A 13,104-nucleotide genomic window follows, 5' to 3' on the forward strand; every position below is an offset into this window, starting at 1 on the left:
GCATGGCCGGCCTCACAGCTTCACGCAGATATTGCGCAGTTCGGTGTAGAACTCCAGCGAATGCACCCCGCCCTCGCGGCCGATGCCGGATTGCTTGGCGCCGCCGAAGGCGGTGCGCAGGTCGCGCAGGAACCATGCGTTGATCCAGCAGATGCCCACGTCGAGCGCGCGGCCCATGCGGTGCGCGGTGCCGAGGTCGGACGTCCACACCGTGGCGGCCAGCCCGTAGGGCGTGTCGTTGGCCAGGCGCACCACCTCTTCCTCCGTGTCGAACGGCGCGACATGGCAGCACGGCCCGAAGATCTCCTCGCGGATCACGGCGGCGTCCTCGGGCAGGCCGGTCCAGATGGTGGGCTGCACCCAAGCGCCCTCGGCCAGCGCGCCCGGCATCGGCGGCACGCCGCCGCCGGTCACCACGGTGGCGCCGGCCTCGGCCGCCTTGCGGTAGTACGACAGCACCTTGGCCTGGTGCTCCTTCGATACCAGCGGGCCCATGCCCACGCCCTCGTCGGCGGGCCGGCCCAGCCGGAGCGCCTCCGCGCGGGCCTTGAGCGCGCCGACGAAGCGCGCGAAGACCGGCCGCTGCACGTAGACGCGCTCGGTGCCCAGGCAGACCTGGCCGCTGTTCTCGAAGGCCGCGCGCGCGATGCCGGCCACCGCCTTGTCGAAGTCCGCGTCGGCGAACACGATGCCGGCGTTCTTGCCGCCCAGCTCGAACGAGACCGGGCGCACGCCGCTGGCCGCCGCCTTCATGATGGCCTCGCCGGTGCGCGTCTCGCCGGTGAAGGTGATGCCGTCGACGTGCGGGTGCGCGGTCAGGAAGGCGCCCGCCGAATCGGGTCCGAAACCGTGCACCACGTTGTAGACGCCCGGCGGCACGCCGGCCTCGTTCATCACCTCGCCGAGCAGCGTGGCGGTGGCGGGCGTCTCCTCCGACGGCTTGACCACCACGGTGTTGCCGCAGGCCAGCGCCGGGCCGACCTTCCACGTCATCAGCAGCAGCGGCAGGTTCCACGGGCACACCACGCCGATCACGCCGCGCGGCGCGCGCACCGCGTAGTTGACGGCCTCGCCGCCGTCCGGCGTGGACATGGCGAAGCTCTCCGTGGGCACGTTCCGGATGAGGTCGGCGAACACCTTGAAGTTGGCCGCGCCGCGCGGGATGTCCACGTGGCTGGCCAGCGCGAGCGGCTTGCCGGTGTCGGCGATCTCGGCCTGCAGGAAATCGTCGAAGCGGCGCTCGATGCCGTCGGCCACGGCGTGCAGCAGCGCCACGCGCCGCGCCGCGTCCATGCGGCCCCACGGCCCGCGCAGCGCCTGCCGCGCCGCCGCCACGGCGGCATCCACCTCGGCCTGTCCGGCCTCGTGCACGTGGCCGATCAGGCTGTTGTCGACCGGGTTGCGGTCCTCGAACCGGCGCGCGGTGCCGACCCACTCGCCGTTGATGAAGTTCTTGAATTCTTTCATGTTGGTCTCGATGGTTGTGGCCTCGGATGCGTGGGCGGGCAGCCGCTCCGCTCAGGTCAGCACGTTCAGGAACGCATCGTTCAGCTTGCGGTCGTGGTAGAAGATCGCGCGCCCGAGCTCGTTGTCGGTCCAGGTGATCGTGGGCTTGTCCGGGTAGTGGATGTAGCCGCCCGAGAACACCTCGTTGCGGTTGCCGGAGGGGTCGAAGAAGTAGATGGTGGCGCCGCGCGTGATGCCGTGGCGCGTGGGGCCGATGTCGAGCGAGACGTCTTTCTTGGAGATGATGTCGGCGGCCTTGAGCACCTCGCCCCAGTTGTCGAGGGTAAACGACGCGTGGTGGAACTTGTTCTTCTCCGGGTGGCGGATGAAGGCGATGTCGTGCGCCTTGTTGGAGCAGGTCAGGAACGCGCCGATCATCGTCCGGTCCGGCCCCGCCACCACTTCCTCGGCCAGCGCGAAGCCGAGCACGTCGCGGAACAGGCGCACGGTGCCGTCGAGGTCGTCGCCGTACAGCAGGCAGTGGTCGAAGCGGCTCGGCGCCATGCCGCGCAGGTCGTCGGGCCACGGGTCGGGGTTGCGGTCGCCGGTCAGGCAGCCGAGCTTGTCCTTGTCGGCGAACAGCTCGATCGCGTGGCCGGTGGGAATGATGAAGCGAAAGCGCGCGCCGGTGCGCGGATGCTCGCCGGCGGCGATCCACTCGCAGCCGGTGGCCAGCCCCGAGCGTTCGACGTCCCGCGCCAGGCGCTCCAGCGAGTGGCCGCTGTCGACGCGGAAGCCCATGTAGTCCATGCCCGGGCTGTCGGCCTCGCGCAGCACCACGCTGTGGTGGTCGTGCTCATCCCACGCCTTGAGGAAAACGCGCCCCTGGTCGTCGCGCGCGGTTTCGATCAGCCCGAGTACATCGATGTAGTGCCTGAGCGCCGGCTCCAGCTCCAGCACGCGCAATGCCACGTGCCCCGGGCGCAATACGCCTGTCAATGCCATGTCTGTCTCCTTGATGATGGGTCCGTCTTCGTCCTGCCGCGTTTGACCGCCGCGGCTGCGTCTTCAGCCGCGCCGCGCCAGGCAGCGCGCCAGCAGCGCCACCGGCCGCAGGCGGATGTCGCTGTCCGGGTAGGTCTTGCAGGCCAGCACCAGCCCGCTGCCCTGCTCCGCTTCCGACAGGCAGGCGCGGCTCATCTTGCCGGTGCGGTAGCGGCCCGACTCGATGCGCACCTTGCACACCCCGCAGCCGCCGCCGCGGCAGCCGGACGGGATGCCGCGCCGGCCCAGCGCCTCCATCGCGCGCAGCAGGTTCTGTTCCGGCGCGCACGGGTAACACTGCCCGCTGCCGGCGATCTCCACGTTGTGCATGGCCGCGCCTTTCGTCAGATCCTGAACAGCGGGCTGCGCGCGCTGTCCCGCGCGTCGCCCGCCGAGAGGAATGTCTCGGTGTGGATGTCCGCCTCGAACAGCCGCCCCTGCATCAGCGTGCGGATGCAGGCTTCGATCATCGGCGGCGGCCCGCACAGGTAGGCCTTGTGGCCGCGGAAGTCGGCGTGCTCCGCGGAACCGGCGTACAGGCCGCGCAGCACCTCGTGCACGTAGCCGCGCGCGCCGCCCCAGCCGCTGCCGGCCGGCTCGTCGGACAGCGCCGGCACGTAGCGGAAGTTGGGATGCGCCCGCGCCAGCGCGCGGAACTCGTCGTGGTAGTACAGCTCGGCCCGGTCGCGCGCGCCCTGCACCAGCGTGAGCGGCAGCGTCTCGCCGGCGGCCAGCAGGTCGAGGATCATGGCGCGCGGGCTGGACAGGCCGGAGCCGCCGGCCAGGAAGATCATCGGCGCGCGCGCCGAGCCGCGCACGAAGAAGCGGCCGTAGGGCGCGGAGAAGCGCAGCTCGTCGCCCACCGCCAGCCGCTCGTGCAGGTAGCCGGTGGCCTGCCCGCCCGGCACGCGCCGCACGTGCAGCTCGACCAGCTCGTCGCCGGGCCGGCTGGCCAGCGAGAACGCGCGCGGCTGGTCGCAGCCGGGCACGTGCAGGTTGAGGTATTGCCCGGCCTGGAAGGCGGCGGCGCCACCGTCCTTCACGCGCAGCCAGATGCCGCGGATGGTGGGCGTGAGCGCGCGCGTCGCCACCACCTCGGCGCGGTAGTCGGCCAGCGGCAGGCCGAGCGAGTCGGCGTCTTCCTCGATGTCGGCCTCGATCACCAGGTCGGACTGCGCGGTGGCGCAGCACGCCAGGCACTGGCCGTTGTCGCGCTCGAAATCCATCAGCGCGAAGCCCGAGGCCGCGCCGTGCTCGAACTCGCCGTCCACCACCTGCACCTTGCAGGTGGCGCACAGGCCGTGGCAGCACGCATGCGGCAGCCACACGCCGCCGCGCAGGCAGGCGTCGAGCACGGTCTGCCCGGGCGCGATGGGGATGGTCTGGCCGATCGGCTCGATGGTCAGTGCATACATGTCGGTTCTCCTCGCGGCCCGCGCCGCTCAACTGCCGCTGCCGCCGATGCCGTCCAGCCCCGGCGTGCGGAAGCGGATCACGTCCTTGTGGCCGAGGCCGTTCTCTTCCAGCGTGCGGTCCAGGTCCGGCTCCCACGGCACGCCGCCGCGCAGCCACTCCACGCGGCGCCAGTCGATGCGGGCGAAGTCGGGGTGGTAGCCGTAGATGCCCGGCAGCACGTTCTCCACCACGTCGCGCAGGCGCGTGGCGGGCGGGAACGGCAGGCAGTGCGGCGCGCAGAACAGCAGGTGGCGGTCCCAGCCGACATAGAGCAGCCGGTTGCCGTGGAAGGCGGCGGCGCGGTCGGCGGGCTCGAATTCATAGGGGCCGATGGATACGACGGGCATGGTGGTCTCCTCGCTGTGTTCGTTCTTGCCGGCGGCGCGCTCAGGCGGCCGCGCCCGGCACGCCCTTCCAGGCGTTCCAGTTCCGCTGGTCCTGCGAGCCCTCGAAGTCGAGGTTGTCCGCGCCGGCGTCGAGGCGGTACCACTTGAGCACGTCCTCGAGCGCGGCGCCGCCGCAGTTGCCCTGGTAGATCTGGTGCACCGGCAGCCAGGCCTGCGCATATTTCTCCGGCTCGCCGTCGAAGATGTCCTTGCAGCCGTCCGAGCAGAAGTGGAACTTCATGCCGTGGTAGCTGCTCTCGCGGTAGCAGGTCTGGGTGGGGTCGTCCGGCTCGGAGAACACCATCGGGATCTGGCAGGTCTGGCACAGCATCGGCAGCGTGCCGTTGTAGAAGCGCTCGCCGGCCTGCTGGCGCGCGTGCCAGTGGTCCAGGCGCGGCTTGTAGTAGCGCTCGAAGGTGTCGGGGTACTTTTGCGCCAGCCATGCCATCTCGTCGGGCTTGGGGATCCAGGTGTGAAAACCGGCGGCGGCGGCGTAGTTGTAGAAGGTGCCCCACGCTTCGTGCGTGATGCGGTCCTTGGTGCGGGTGGCGGCCTCGTGGTGCTTCGGCATGCGCAGGCCGTAGCGCTCCAGATCGCGGAACAGCGCGCCGCCGGCCTGCTCGAAGTACATCTCCCAGGCCTCGGCCCACGACATCACGCGGCGCGGCAGCATGTAGTCCATCATCATGCCGACCAGCGTGAGCAGGCGGAAGCCGCGCCAGAACCATTTGTCCAGCCACTTCTGCAGGATGGGGATGTTGCCGGGGTCCTGCTGGCACAGGAACTTCACCACTTCCAGGCCCAGCGTCATGTGGCGCGACTCGTCCGACTGCGCCGAGAAGCCGAACGTCACCGTGGCCATGTCGCCGTTGTAGGCCGCGCCCGACATGAAGGGCATGAACAGCAGGTTGGTCAGCACGTACTCGAACGAGAACGAGATCGCGGTGATGAACTCGAACGGCCCCGCGCTCATGGCGTCCTCGAAATACGACTTGGGCACCGACAGGTACCAGACCCGGTCGTGCATGTGGCGCCATTCGCCGAAACCGTGGAAATACTTGTTGTAGACCGACATCGTGTGCAGTTGCGTCTGCGCGTGGCGCAGCTCGTCGACGGACTGCATCTGCGCCGCCACGCGCGCGCCGGCGCCGCGGAAATGGCGCCCGAGATGGGCGTAGCCGCGGTGCGCGGCGTACTCCAGCGGCGTCACGCCGGTCAGGAACAGGCGCAGCGCGTTCAGGTAGCGCGGGTCGGAGACGTTGAGGTGGCCGTTGTTCTGCACGAAGGAGTCGATGATCGCGTACAGCTTGCGCTCCTTCTCCGACTGGTATTTCCAGTAGGCGTCCATCGTCATGCGGAACGGGTCCTCCCACTGGTCCCAGTCGTGGATCTTGATGCCCTCGTACTTGTCGTAGGGAAAGACCTTGTCCATCGGCTCGTAGGTGGTCTCCCAGCCGAGGTCGCGCGTCATCGTCGCGTATTTCTCGCGCAGGTTGAGCTTCTTGCGTGCGTCCATGATGTCTCCGTTATGCTTGCCCGCCGCCGGCGCGGCGGTGAATTCAGTCGTTCCAGCGCAGCGTGAAGGCGTCGTCGTCCTCGTCGATGTTGCCGCACAGCGAGATCAGGTTGAGGTGGATCTCCTGCAGGTCCCAGTCGCGGCCGAGCTTGTCCGAGACCAGCGCGCGCACGATGGTGAGGTGCCCCGGCGCGTCGATCTTCACCATCGCGGGAAAGCGCGACACCACGGCGTGCGGGTTGGCCTCGGTGATGGCGTCGATGATGGGGCGGGTGTCGTCGTTGCTCTGCAGCGCTATGTAGACGTTGGAGACGTTGGAGACGTTGGCGGTATTGGCGGTCATGGCGCGCTCCTCAGTCCAGGCCGAGCTTGCGCAGGCGCACGTCGAACTGCTCCAGGCACAGCGCCACGGCCTGCTCGCCGCCGGCGCCCAGCAGCGTGTCCGCCACCGGCACCAGCGCGGCGCCGGCCTGCGCGCGCGCGCCGCGCGCCCAGCCCGCCAGCAACGCGCGGTTGGCCTCCGACTCGGCCGCCGCGGTCTGCACCACGGCGTCGACCCAGCGCGCGTGTTCCTCGCGCCAGTCGTTCATGAACTCGGTCAGCACCGCCAGCCCGGTGCCGCAGGCGCGCGCGATGGCGGCGTCGGCGTGCTGGTACACCAGCGGATAGAGCAGGCCGTCGAGCACCAGGTTCTGGGTGACGAAGGTCTCGAACCAGTCCTCGATCACGAAGCTGTGCTCGACCATGCGGCGCAGCGGCTGCCACGCCGGGCTGTCCAGCCAGGCCGCCCTGGCGCGCTCCAGCGCCGCGCCGGTATTGCCGTCGAGCAGCATGCCGATGCGCGACAGGTACTGCGCGATGCCGAGCCGGTCCATCGCGCAATAGGTGCAGGCCTGCGTGATGGCGGTGCCCCAGCCGTAGTCGGCGCAATAGAAATTGTTCATGTTGGCGCCCCACTCCACGTGGCGCAGCGGCAGCAGGCCGTCGGCCAGGCGCTCCCGCCATTCGGCCGGCAGCGCCTGCAGCAGGCCGCGCTTTTCCACGAAGGCGAAGCTTTTCTCGGTGGCGTCCTGCTGGCGGCCGCGCGCGCCGACGTAGGCGCCGTAGTAGTACTGGCGCGGGTCCTTGAGCGCGTACCAGTCCGCCATGACGATGGCGGTGCGGCTCTTGTCGTAGAGCGCGTGGCCCGGGTCCCAGGTGGGGCGGTAGTGGAAGTTGACCTCCGACTGCACGTCGTAGGTGGCCTCCTGGTAGCGCGACGCGGGCTTGTCGCCGAAGCGGCGCGCCACGTGGCCGTAGGTCTGGCGCAGCGGCTCGATCTGCCGGGTCTTGATGTCGACTTGCATGGCTGGGTCTCCTGGGTCCTGCTGTTCTCGATGTTCCTGGTGTTCCGGTTTCGGGCGGGCGCTCAGGCGTCCGGTTCGGGCGGGAGGAAGCGCACGCGGTTGACGCTGCAGAACGCCTCGAACATCGGCTCGGGCATGATCAGCTCGACGTTGAGCCCGGGGTCCGCCACGCAGAAGGCGAACTGCACGAAGCCCGCCGGCGTGCGGCCGTCCACGCGCACGTAGCGCGGCACGGCTTCGAACAGGGGGACCGACTGGTTGATCATGGCGCGCTCCTCGGGTTGGCTGGCACGCAGCTCCATTGCGAAGAGCGTGCCAGCCGGCGCGAAGCACGGCGGCGCAAGGGCCGGCGGCCCGGAGCGCGGCGTTGCCCGCGCGTTTACCCGCACGGGAGCGGCGGCGGCGCGTCGATGAATTGATCAAGCCCGCGGCCGGGCTTGATCAAATGGTGAAAAGCCGCGTGGGGCGGGCGTTTGCGGGCGGCGCGCGCGGGCTGTGCGCTGCAACAGGCGGCGCCGCGCGGGACAGCGCGAACGATGGCGCGAACGGGGAGGAACGCAGCATGCGCCGCAGCAAGCCGCGCCGGGCGGCCGCGCGGCGCGCCGCGGGGGATGGATCAAATGGTGAAAGCGCGGCCGGGCACGTGGCAAGGCACGCGCCGGCCACGCGGACCGGCCCGCCTCAGTTGCCGCGGCCGCCGCGGTTCTTCCAGCGGTAGGCCAGTTGCGGCCGGGTGATGCCGAGCAGGCGCGCGGCCTGGCTCAGGTTGCCGTCGGCGCGCGCCATCGCGGCCTCCATCAGCACGGTCTCCACGTCGCCCAGCGCGAGCTGCTGCTCGGCCATGTGGTCGAGCAGGCCGTGCACCGCCGCTTCGCGCAGGGCCGGCAGCGTGCCGCCGGCGCCCAGGCGCGGCGCGGTGTCCATGCCGGCCTGCGCGCCCGCGGGCAGGAACAGGTGGTCGGCGGAGATCAGGCCGCCGTTGCCGGCCAGGATCACGCCGCGCTCGATCACGTTCTCCAGCTCGCGCACGTTGCCGGGCCAGTCGTGGCGGCGCAGCTCGGCCAGCGCGCGGTCGGTGATGCCGACGATCTTCTTGCCGTGGCGCGCGCCGCAGCGGGCCACGAAGCGCTCCGCCAGCAGGCGGATGTCGTCGAGCCGCTCGCGCAGCGGCGGGATGGTGACGGGATAGACGTTGAGGCGGTAGTACAGGTCCTTGCGGAAGGTGCCGGCCTTGACCGCCTCGGCCAGGTCCACGTTGGTGGCGGCCACCAGCCGCACGTCCACGCGGCGCGGCGCGGCGCCGCCCACGCGCTCCACCTCGCCTTCCTGCAGCACGCGCAGCAGCTTGGACTGCGCCGGCAGCGACAGCTCGCCCAGCTCGTCGAGGAACAAGGTGCCGCCGTGCGCGCGCTCGAAGCGGCCCGGGCGCGACTGGTGCGCGCCGGTGAAGGCGCCCTTGTCCACGCCGAACAGCTCGGACTCGACCAGCTCGTCGGGGATCGCCGCGCAGTTGACCGCCACGAAGGGCTTGTCGGCGCGCGCGCTCACGCTGTGCAGCGCCTGCGCGAAGCGCTCCTTGCCGACCCCGGTCTCGCCCAGCAGCAGCACCGTCACGTTGCTGGCCGCGGCGCGCTGCAGCAGGCCCCAGGCGGCGCGGAACCCGGGCGAGCAGCCCACCAGGTCGGCGGGCTTGCCGTCGCCGCGCTGGAGCGCGCGCAGGTGCTCGACCTCGCTCTGCAGCTCCAGGATGGTCTCGATCACCGGGTCGGGCTGGTACAGCGCCAGCACCGCGGCGCCGTCCTCCCACGCTTCCAGCGGCTTGCCGACGATGCGGCAGTGCGCATGGCCGCAGGCCACGCACTCCACCTCGCGGTAGAGGATGGTGCGGCCCATCAGCGCCGAGGTGTAGCCGGTGGCGTAGCCGATCTGCATCCAGCACGCGGGCGCGTCGACGATGCCGAACAGCTGCCGGTGCACGTCGCCCTCGAACGAGTCTTCCCACAGGAACTCGCCGTCGTAGATGCCGGCGGCGATGTCGATGTCCACCTTGACCGGCGTCACCCGCACCACGCCTTCGATGGTGTGCAGGCAGGGCCCGATCTCCAGCAGCCCGAAGTCGCTCTGGTTGGGCCGCAGCTTCTTGGCCAGCTCGGCGTCGCGCAGGCCGGAATGGAAGCCCATGCGCATGAACAGGCCGCGCGCGCGCTCCATGCCCAGCGTATCCACCAATTCCTTGCGCAGCGCGCCCAGCGACGCGGTGTGCAGCAGGATCATGCGCTGCTCGTCCAGCCAGATGGAGCCCTCCTCCATCGCGAAGCGCAGGCGGCGGGCGAGATTGGCCAGGCCATCGCGCATGGTGGCCGAGAATTTGTCGGTCGAACTGCTCATCGTCTCCTCTCCTGGCGGCCGGAAAAGCAGGCGCGCTCGTGCTTTTTCCGGCACGGTACGCACATTATGTGCCATCGCTGCCGCCCGCCGCGCGCGACGGCTGTCCAGCCGGCCCGATGTCGCCTATGCTGTCCATTGCAGGCGTGCCGGGCCGGTCCCGGCCTGATTCCCGATTCCCGGTTGCCTCTTCCCGATTCCCGGCGTTGTTGCTCTGCACCACGAGACATGGAAAAAACCGCATTCGTCTTTGCCGGCGGCGGCAGCCTCGGCGCCATCGAGGCCGGCATGCTGCGCGAGCTGGTGGCCTGGGGCATCAAGCCCGACATGGTCATCGGCGCCTCGGCCGGCGCCATCAACGGCGCCTATTACGCCTGCAACCCGCACGCGGCGGGCACCACCAGGCTCGAATCGCTGTGGCGCGGCCTGCGCCGCGCGGAGGTGATGCCGTGGTCGTGGCGCAGCCTGTTCGGCATGCTGCGCGGCCAGCGCGGCCATCTGGTGGAGTCGCACGCGCTGCAGCGCCTGCTGTCGCGCCATTTCGGCGACATGCCGCTGGAGCAGGCCGAGCTGCCGCTGTACGTGGTCGCCACCGACATGCAGGACGGCGCGGAGGTGGTGCTGTCCTCGGGCAGCCTGGTGCAGGCGGTGCTGGCCAGCGCCGCCATCCCCGGCGTGTTTCCGCCGGTGCGGCTGGGCGGGCGCACGCTGATCGACGGCGGCGTGGCCAACAACACGCCGGTCTCCACCGCCATCCGGCTGGGCGCCACGCGCGTGGTGGTGCTGCCGGCCGGCTTCGCCTGCGCGGCCCGGCGCGAGCCGCGCGGCCCCATCGACCACGCCTTCAACGCGCTGTCGCTGCTGGTGGCGCGCCAGCTGGTGCAGGACCTGGAGCGCTGGGCCGGGCACGCGCACATCTCGGTGGTGCCGCCGCTGTGCCCGCTCGACGTCTCGCCCTACGACTACACCCAGTGCGGCACGCTGATCGACCGCGCCGCGGCGGCCACGCGCGCGTGGCTCAACGCGGACGGCCTCAACAGCCGCCACATCCCCGGCGCGCTGACGCCGCACTCGCACGACGAGGCCAACCCGAGCTGCGATTTCGATCCGCGGCAGGCGGCGGCCATGCACGTGCACGAGGCCGCGCCCGGCCACGCGCCCCACTCGCACGCGTCCGCGCCGCCATGATCCGGCTTCGGTATCGGTGAACTGCCCGGCCTGAGCGCCGCGCGGCGCTCAGGCCGGGGCTGACGTGGCGGGGCAGCGGGAAAGCGGCATCCCGCGGCCCGTCGCGGCGCCGCGGCGCCGGGCGGCATCAGGCGATGCCGAAGCCCCCGTCCACCGGCAGGATCACCCCGGTCACGTAGCCGGCGTCCTCCGAGCACAGGAAGCGCACCACGCGCGCCACGTCGCGCGGCAGGCCCCAGCGGCGCATCGGCAGGCGCGCCATGATGGCGGCGCTGCGCTCGGGGTTGTCGAGCGCGCCGGCCGACAGGCGCGTGCGGATCCAGCCCGGCGCCACCGCGTTGACGCGCACGCCCTGCGGCGCCAGCGCCGCAGCATAGGAGCGCGTCAGGCCGAGGATGCCGGCCTTGCTGGCGGCATAGGCCGGGTTGTTGGCCGAGCCGAAGTAGCTCCACATCGAGGCGATGTTGACCACCGCGCCGCGCGCGCGCACCAGCCGCTCCTGCAGCACGCTGGTCAGGATCTGCGAGCCGTTCAGGTTCACGTCGACCACCGCGCGGAAGCCCTCGGGCGTGAACTCCCGGCCCTCGTGGCGGATGATGCCGGCGGCGTTCACCAGCACCGCCACCGCGTCCAGGTCCGCCGTGGCGGCGCGCGCGGCCTCGGCCGAGGTCACGTCGAGCTGGCGGAAGGCCAGCCCGTGCGGCAGGTCCGCGTCGGCGTCCATGCCGAGGCAGACCACGCGCATGCCCGCCGCGTGCAGTTCCTCGGCGATGGCGCGGCCAATGCCGGTGCCGCCGCCCGTCACCACTGCTACAGCTTGTTCCATCTTTCCTGACTCCTCTTGGTTCTCGTGCTGGTTTTTGTGCTGGTTCTTGTGCTGGTTCCCGGTGCGGCCGTCCATGCGCTAGACGCCGAGATAGGTTGCCCGCAGATGCGGATTGGCCAGCAGTTCCCTGCCGGTGCCCGCCAGCGCGATCGCGCCGCTCTCGATCACGTAGCCGTAGTCCGCCATGTCCAGCACCTGGTTGACGTTCTGCTCGATGACCAGGATGGCGAGGTCGCGCTCCTTGAGGCGGCGGATGCTGTCGAACAGCCGGTCGACCATGATCGGCGCCAGCCCCAGCGACGGCTCGTCGAGCGCCAGCACGCGCGGCATCGCCATCAGCGCGCGCCCGACCGCGAGCATCTGCTGCTGCCCGCCCGACAGCGTGGAGGCGGCCAGCTTCTGGCGCTCCTCCAGGATCGGGAACAGTTCGAACACCTCGCGCAGGGTCTGCGCGCGGCGCGAGCGCGCGCGCGGGTTGCTGGCGCCGACCAGCAGGTTCTCCAGGATCGACATGCCGAGGAACAGCTGCTTGCCCTCGGGCGACTGCACGAAGCCTTCCAGCACCACCTCGTGCGGCGCGAGGCCGCCGAGGTCCTTGCCGTTCAGGCGCACGGTGCCGCGCTTGCGGCGCAGCAGGCCCGAGACCGTGCGCAGGAAGGTGGTCTTGCCGGCGCCGTTGGCGCCGATCAGCGCCGTGATCGAGCGCGGCGCGAGCGACAGGCTCACGCCGCGCAGGATCTGCTGCTCGCCGTAGCCCGACCAGATATCACTGACTTCAAGCACTGGCGCCGACATAACCGTCTCCGAAATAAGCCTTGAGCACCTCGGGCATCTTCACCACCTCGGCCGGCACGCCGTCGGCGATCAGCCGGCCCTGCTCCATCACGATCACGCGGTCCGACAAACCCATGATCACCTTCATCACGTGCTCGACGATCAGCACCGTGATGCCGCGGTCGCGCACCTTGCGCACCAGCTCCACCATCTCGCCCGCCTCGCTCGGCGTGGCCCCGGCCACCACTTCGTCCATCAGCAGCAGGCGTGGCTGCGTGGCCAGCGCGCGGCCCAGTTCGAGCTTGCGCTTGTCGAACGCGGTGAGGTCGTTGGCGTCGGTGTCGGCGCGCTGGGCCAGGCCGAGGAACTCCAGGCAGGCATAGGCTTCGTCGCGCACGCGCGCGCGCCGGGCGCCGCGCGCGAAGCCGCCGACCATGACGTTCTCCAGCGCGCTCAGCCCGCCGAACGGCTTGGACAGCTGGAACGTGCGGGCGATGCCGCTGGCGCAGATCTGGTACGGCTCGCAGCCGCGGATCTGCTTGCCGCCGAACAGGATCTCGCCTTCGTCGGCCTTGATGAAGCCGGCGATCAGGTTGAAGGCGGTGGTCTTGCCGGCGCCGTTGGGGCCCAGCAGGCCCAGGATCTCGCCGCCGCGCACGGAGAACGACAGGCGGTCCACCGCCTGCAGGCCGCCGAAGCGCTTGGAGATGGATTTCACTTCCAGCAGGTTGCTCATCT

General features: G+C 70.7%; 14 protein-coding genes. 1 reads left to right on the forward strand and 13 read right to left on the reverse strand.

Translation table 11 applies throughout. The annotated features are described in order from the left end of the window. Positions 1 to 12: 12 nt before the first annotated feature. The 10 genes from ACWTPI_RS29280 to poxR all read right to left on the reverse strand — a co-directional run bounded on the left by ACWTPI_RS29280 (position 13) and on the right by poxR (position 9,581). Positions 13 to 1,467 (reverse strand): 2-hydroxymuconic semialdehyde dehydrogenase, encoded by a 1,455-nt coding sequence (locus ACWTPI_RS29280; protein ID WP_454733500.1) that lies wholly within the window; start codon positions 1,465 to 1,467, stop codon positions 13 to 15. A gap of 51 nt (positions 1,468 to 1,518) precedes the next feature. After that, positions 1,519 to 2,451: a catechol 2,3-dioxygenase gene (locus ACWTPI_RS29285; protein ID WP_059411443.1), complete on the reverse strand. Its 933-nt coding sequence runs from the start codon at positions 2,449 to 2,451 to the stop codon at positions 1,519 to 1,521. Positions 2,452 to 2,514: 63 nt separating this feature from the next. Then, positions 2,515 to 2,820, reverse strand: coding sequence for a 2Fe-2S iron-sulfur cluster binding domain-containing protein (locus ACWTPI_RS29290; RefSeq protein ID WP_020203480.1), 306 nt, complete (start codon positions 2,818 to 2,820; stop codon positions 2,515 to 2,517). A 14-nt stretch (positions 2,821 to 2,834) separates the two neighbouring features. Next, positions 2,835 to 3,905, reverse strand: coding sequence for an NADH:ubiquinone reductase (Na(+)-transporting) subunit F (locus ACWTPI_RS29295; protein ID WP_059411442.1), 1,071 nt, complete (start codon positions 3,903 to 3,905; stop codon positions 2,835 to 2,837). A 27-nt stretch (positions 3,906 to 3,932) separates the two neighbouring features. Beyond that, positions 3,933 to 4,292 carry a phenol hydroxylase subunit P4 gene (locus ACWTPI_RS29300; protein WP_454733501.1) on the reverse strand — a complete coding sequence of 120 codons (360 nt, stop codon included), beginning with the start codon at positions 4,290 to 4,292 and terminating at the stop codon, positions 3,933 to 3,935. A 40-nt stretch (positions 4,293 to 4,332) separates the two neighbouring features. Further along, positions 4,333 to 5,847, reverse strand: a complete 1,515-nt coding sequence (locus tag ACWTPI_RS29305; RefSeq protein ID WP_454733502.1) for an aromatic/alkene/methane monooxygenase hydroxylase/oxygenase subunit alpha — start codon at positions 5,845 to 5,847, stop codon at positions 4,333 to 4,335. A gap of 43 nt (positions 5,848 to 5,890) precedes the next feature. After that, positions 5,891 to 6,190: an MmoB/DmpM family protein gene (locus tag ACWTPI_RS29310; protein ID WP_059411439.1), complete on the reverse strand. Its 300-nt coding sequence runs from the start codon at positions 6,188 to 6,190 to the stop codon at positions 5,891 to 5,893. A gap of 10 nt (positions 6,191 to 6,200) precedes the next feature. After that, positions 6,201 to 7,193, reverse strand: coding sequence for an aromatic/alkene monooxygenase hydroxylase subunit beta (locus tag ACWTPI_RS29315; RefSeq protein WP_059411438.1), 993 nt, complete (start codon positions 7,191 to 7,193; stop codon positions 6,201 to 6,203). 62 nt (positions 7,194 to 7,255) lie between these two features. Beyond that, the gene (locus ACWTPI_RS29320; protein ID WP_059411437.1) at positions 7,256 to 7,459 is read right to left on the reverse strand and encodes a phenol hydroxylase subunit; all 204 of its coding nucleotides are present in this window, start codon (positions 7,457 to 7,459) and stop codon (positions 7,256 to 7,258) included. Between the two features lie 415 nt (positions 7,460 to 7,874). After that, positions 7,875 to 9,581: a phenol degradation transcriptional regulator PoxR gene (gene poxR / locus ACWTPI_RS29325; RefSeq protein WP_020203487.1), complete on the reverse strand. Its 1,707-nt coding sequence runs from the start codon at positions 9,579 to 9,581 to the stop codon at positions 7,875 to 7,877. Between the two features lie 225 nt (positions 9,582 to 9,806). Here poxR and ACWTPI_RS29330 point away from each other — a divergent pair, with 225 nt between their 5' ends. Then, positions 9,807 to 10,766 (forward strand): patatin-like phospholipase family protein, encoded by a 960-nt coding sequence (locus tag ACWTPI_RS29330; RefSeq protein ID WP_059411435.1) that lies wholly within the window; start codon positions 9,807 to 9,809, stop codon positions 10,764 to 10,766. A 127-nt stretch (positions 10,767 to 10,893) separates the two neighbouring features. On the opposite strand, the gene ACWTPI_RS29335 is transcribed toward ACWTPI_RS29330, so the two are convergent. From ACWTPI_RS29335 to ACWTPI_RS29345, 3 genes are all read right to left on the reverse strand, one after another. Continuing rightward, positions 10,894 to 11,592, reverse strand: a complete 699-nt coding sequence (locus ACWTPI_RS29335; RefSeq protein WP_043366818.1) for an SDR family NAD(P)-dependent oxidoreductase — start codon at positions 11,590 to 11,592, stop codon at positions 10,894 to 10,896. A 78-nt stretch (positions 11,593 to 11,670) separates the two neighbouring features. Continuing rightward, a complete protein-coding gene (locus ACWTPI_RS29340) occupies positions 11,671 to 12,387 on the reverse strand; it encodes an ABC transporter ATP-binding protein (protein WP_020203490.1) in 717 nt (238 codons plus the stop codon). After that, positions 12,368 to 13,102: an ABC transporter ATP-binding protein gene (locus tag ACWTPI_RS29345; RefSeq protein WP_020203491.1), complete on the reverse strand. Its 735-nt coding sequence runs from the start codon at positions 13,100 to 13,102 to the stop codon at positions 12,368 to 12,370. The genes ACWTPI_RS29340 and ACWTPI_RS29345 overlap by 20 nt, the downstream gene beginning before the upstream one ends. Positions 13,103 to 13,104: the final 2 nt, after the last annotated feature.

This window comes from Cupriavidus ulmosensis (genome assembly GCF_977008105.1).

Excerpts from the sequence above, each read along its gene's own strand:
- ACWTPI_RS29280 (WP_454733500.1), bottom strand. The coding sequence starts at position 1,467 with ATGAAAGAATTCAAGAACTTCATCAACGGCGAGTGGGTCGGCACCGCG.
- ACWTPI_RS29285 (WP_059411443.1), bottom strand. The coding sequence starts at position 2,451 with ATGGCATTGACAGGCGTATTGCGCCCGGGGCACGTGGCATTGCGCGTG.
- ACWTPI_RS29290 (WP_020203480.1), bottom strand. The coding sequence starts at position 2,820 with ATGCACAACGTGGAGATCGCCGGCAGCGGGCAGTGTTACCCGTGCGCG.
- ACWTPI_RS29295 (WP_059411442.1), bottom strand. The coding sequence starts at position 3,905 with ATGTATGCACTGACCATCGAGCCGATCGGCCAGACCATCCCCATCGCG.
- ACWTPI_RS29300 (WP_454733501.1), bottom strand. The coding sequence starts at position 4,292 with ATGCCCGTCGTATCCATCGGCCCCTATGAATTCGAGCCCGCCGACCGC.
- ACWTPI_RS29305 (WP_454733502.1), bottom strand. The coding sequence starts at position 5,847 with ATGGACGCACGCAAGAAGCTCAACCTGCGCGAGAAATACGCGACGATG.
- ACWTPI_RS29310 (WP_059411439.1), bottom strand. The coding sequence starts at position 6,190 with ATGACCGCCAATACCGCCAACGTCTCCAACGTCTCCAACGTCTACATA.
- ACWTPI_RS29315 (WP_059411438.1), bottom strand. The coding sequence starts at position 7,193 with ATGCAAGTCGACATCAAGACCCGGCAGATCGAGCCGCTGCGCCAGACC.
- ACWTPI_RS29320 (WP_059411437.1), bottom strand. The coding sequence starts at position 7,459 with ATGATCAACCAGTCGGTCCCCCTGTTCGAAGCCGTGCCGCGCTACGTG.
- poxR (WP_020203487.1), bottom strand. The coding sequence starts at position 9,581 with ATGAGCAGTTCGACCGACAAATTCTCGGCCACCATGCGCGATGGCCTG.
- ACWTPI_RS29330 (WP_059411435.1), top strand. The coding sequence starts at position 9,807 with ATGGAAAAAACCGCATTCGTCTTTGCCGGCGGCGGCAGCCTCGGCGCC.
- ACWTPI_RS29335 (WP_043366818.1), bottom strand. The coding sequence starts at position 11,592 with ATGGAACAAGCTGTAGCAGTGGTGACGGGCGGCGGCACCGGCATTGGC.
- ACWTPI_RS29340 (WP_020203490.1), bottom strand. The coding sequence starts at position 12,387 with ATGTCGGCGCCAGTGCTTGAAGTCAGTGATATCTGGTCGGGCTACGGC.
- ACWTPI_RS29345 (WP_020203491.1), bottom strand. The coding sequence starts at position 13,102 with ATGAGCAACCTGCTGGAAGTGAAATCCATCTCCAAGCGCTTCGGCGGC.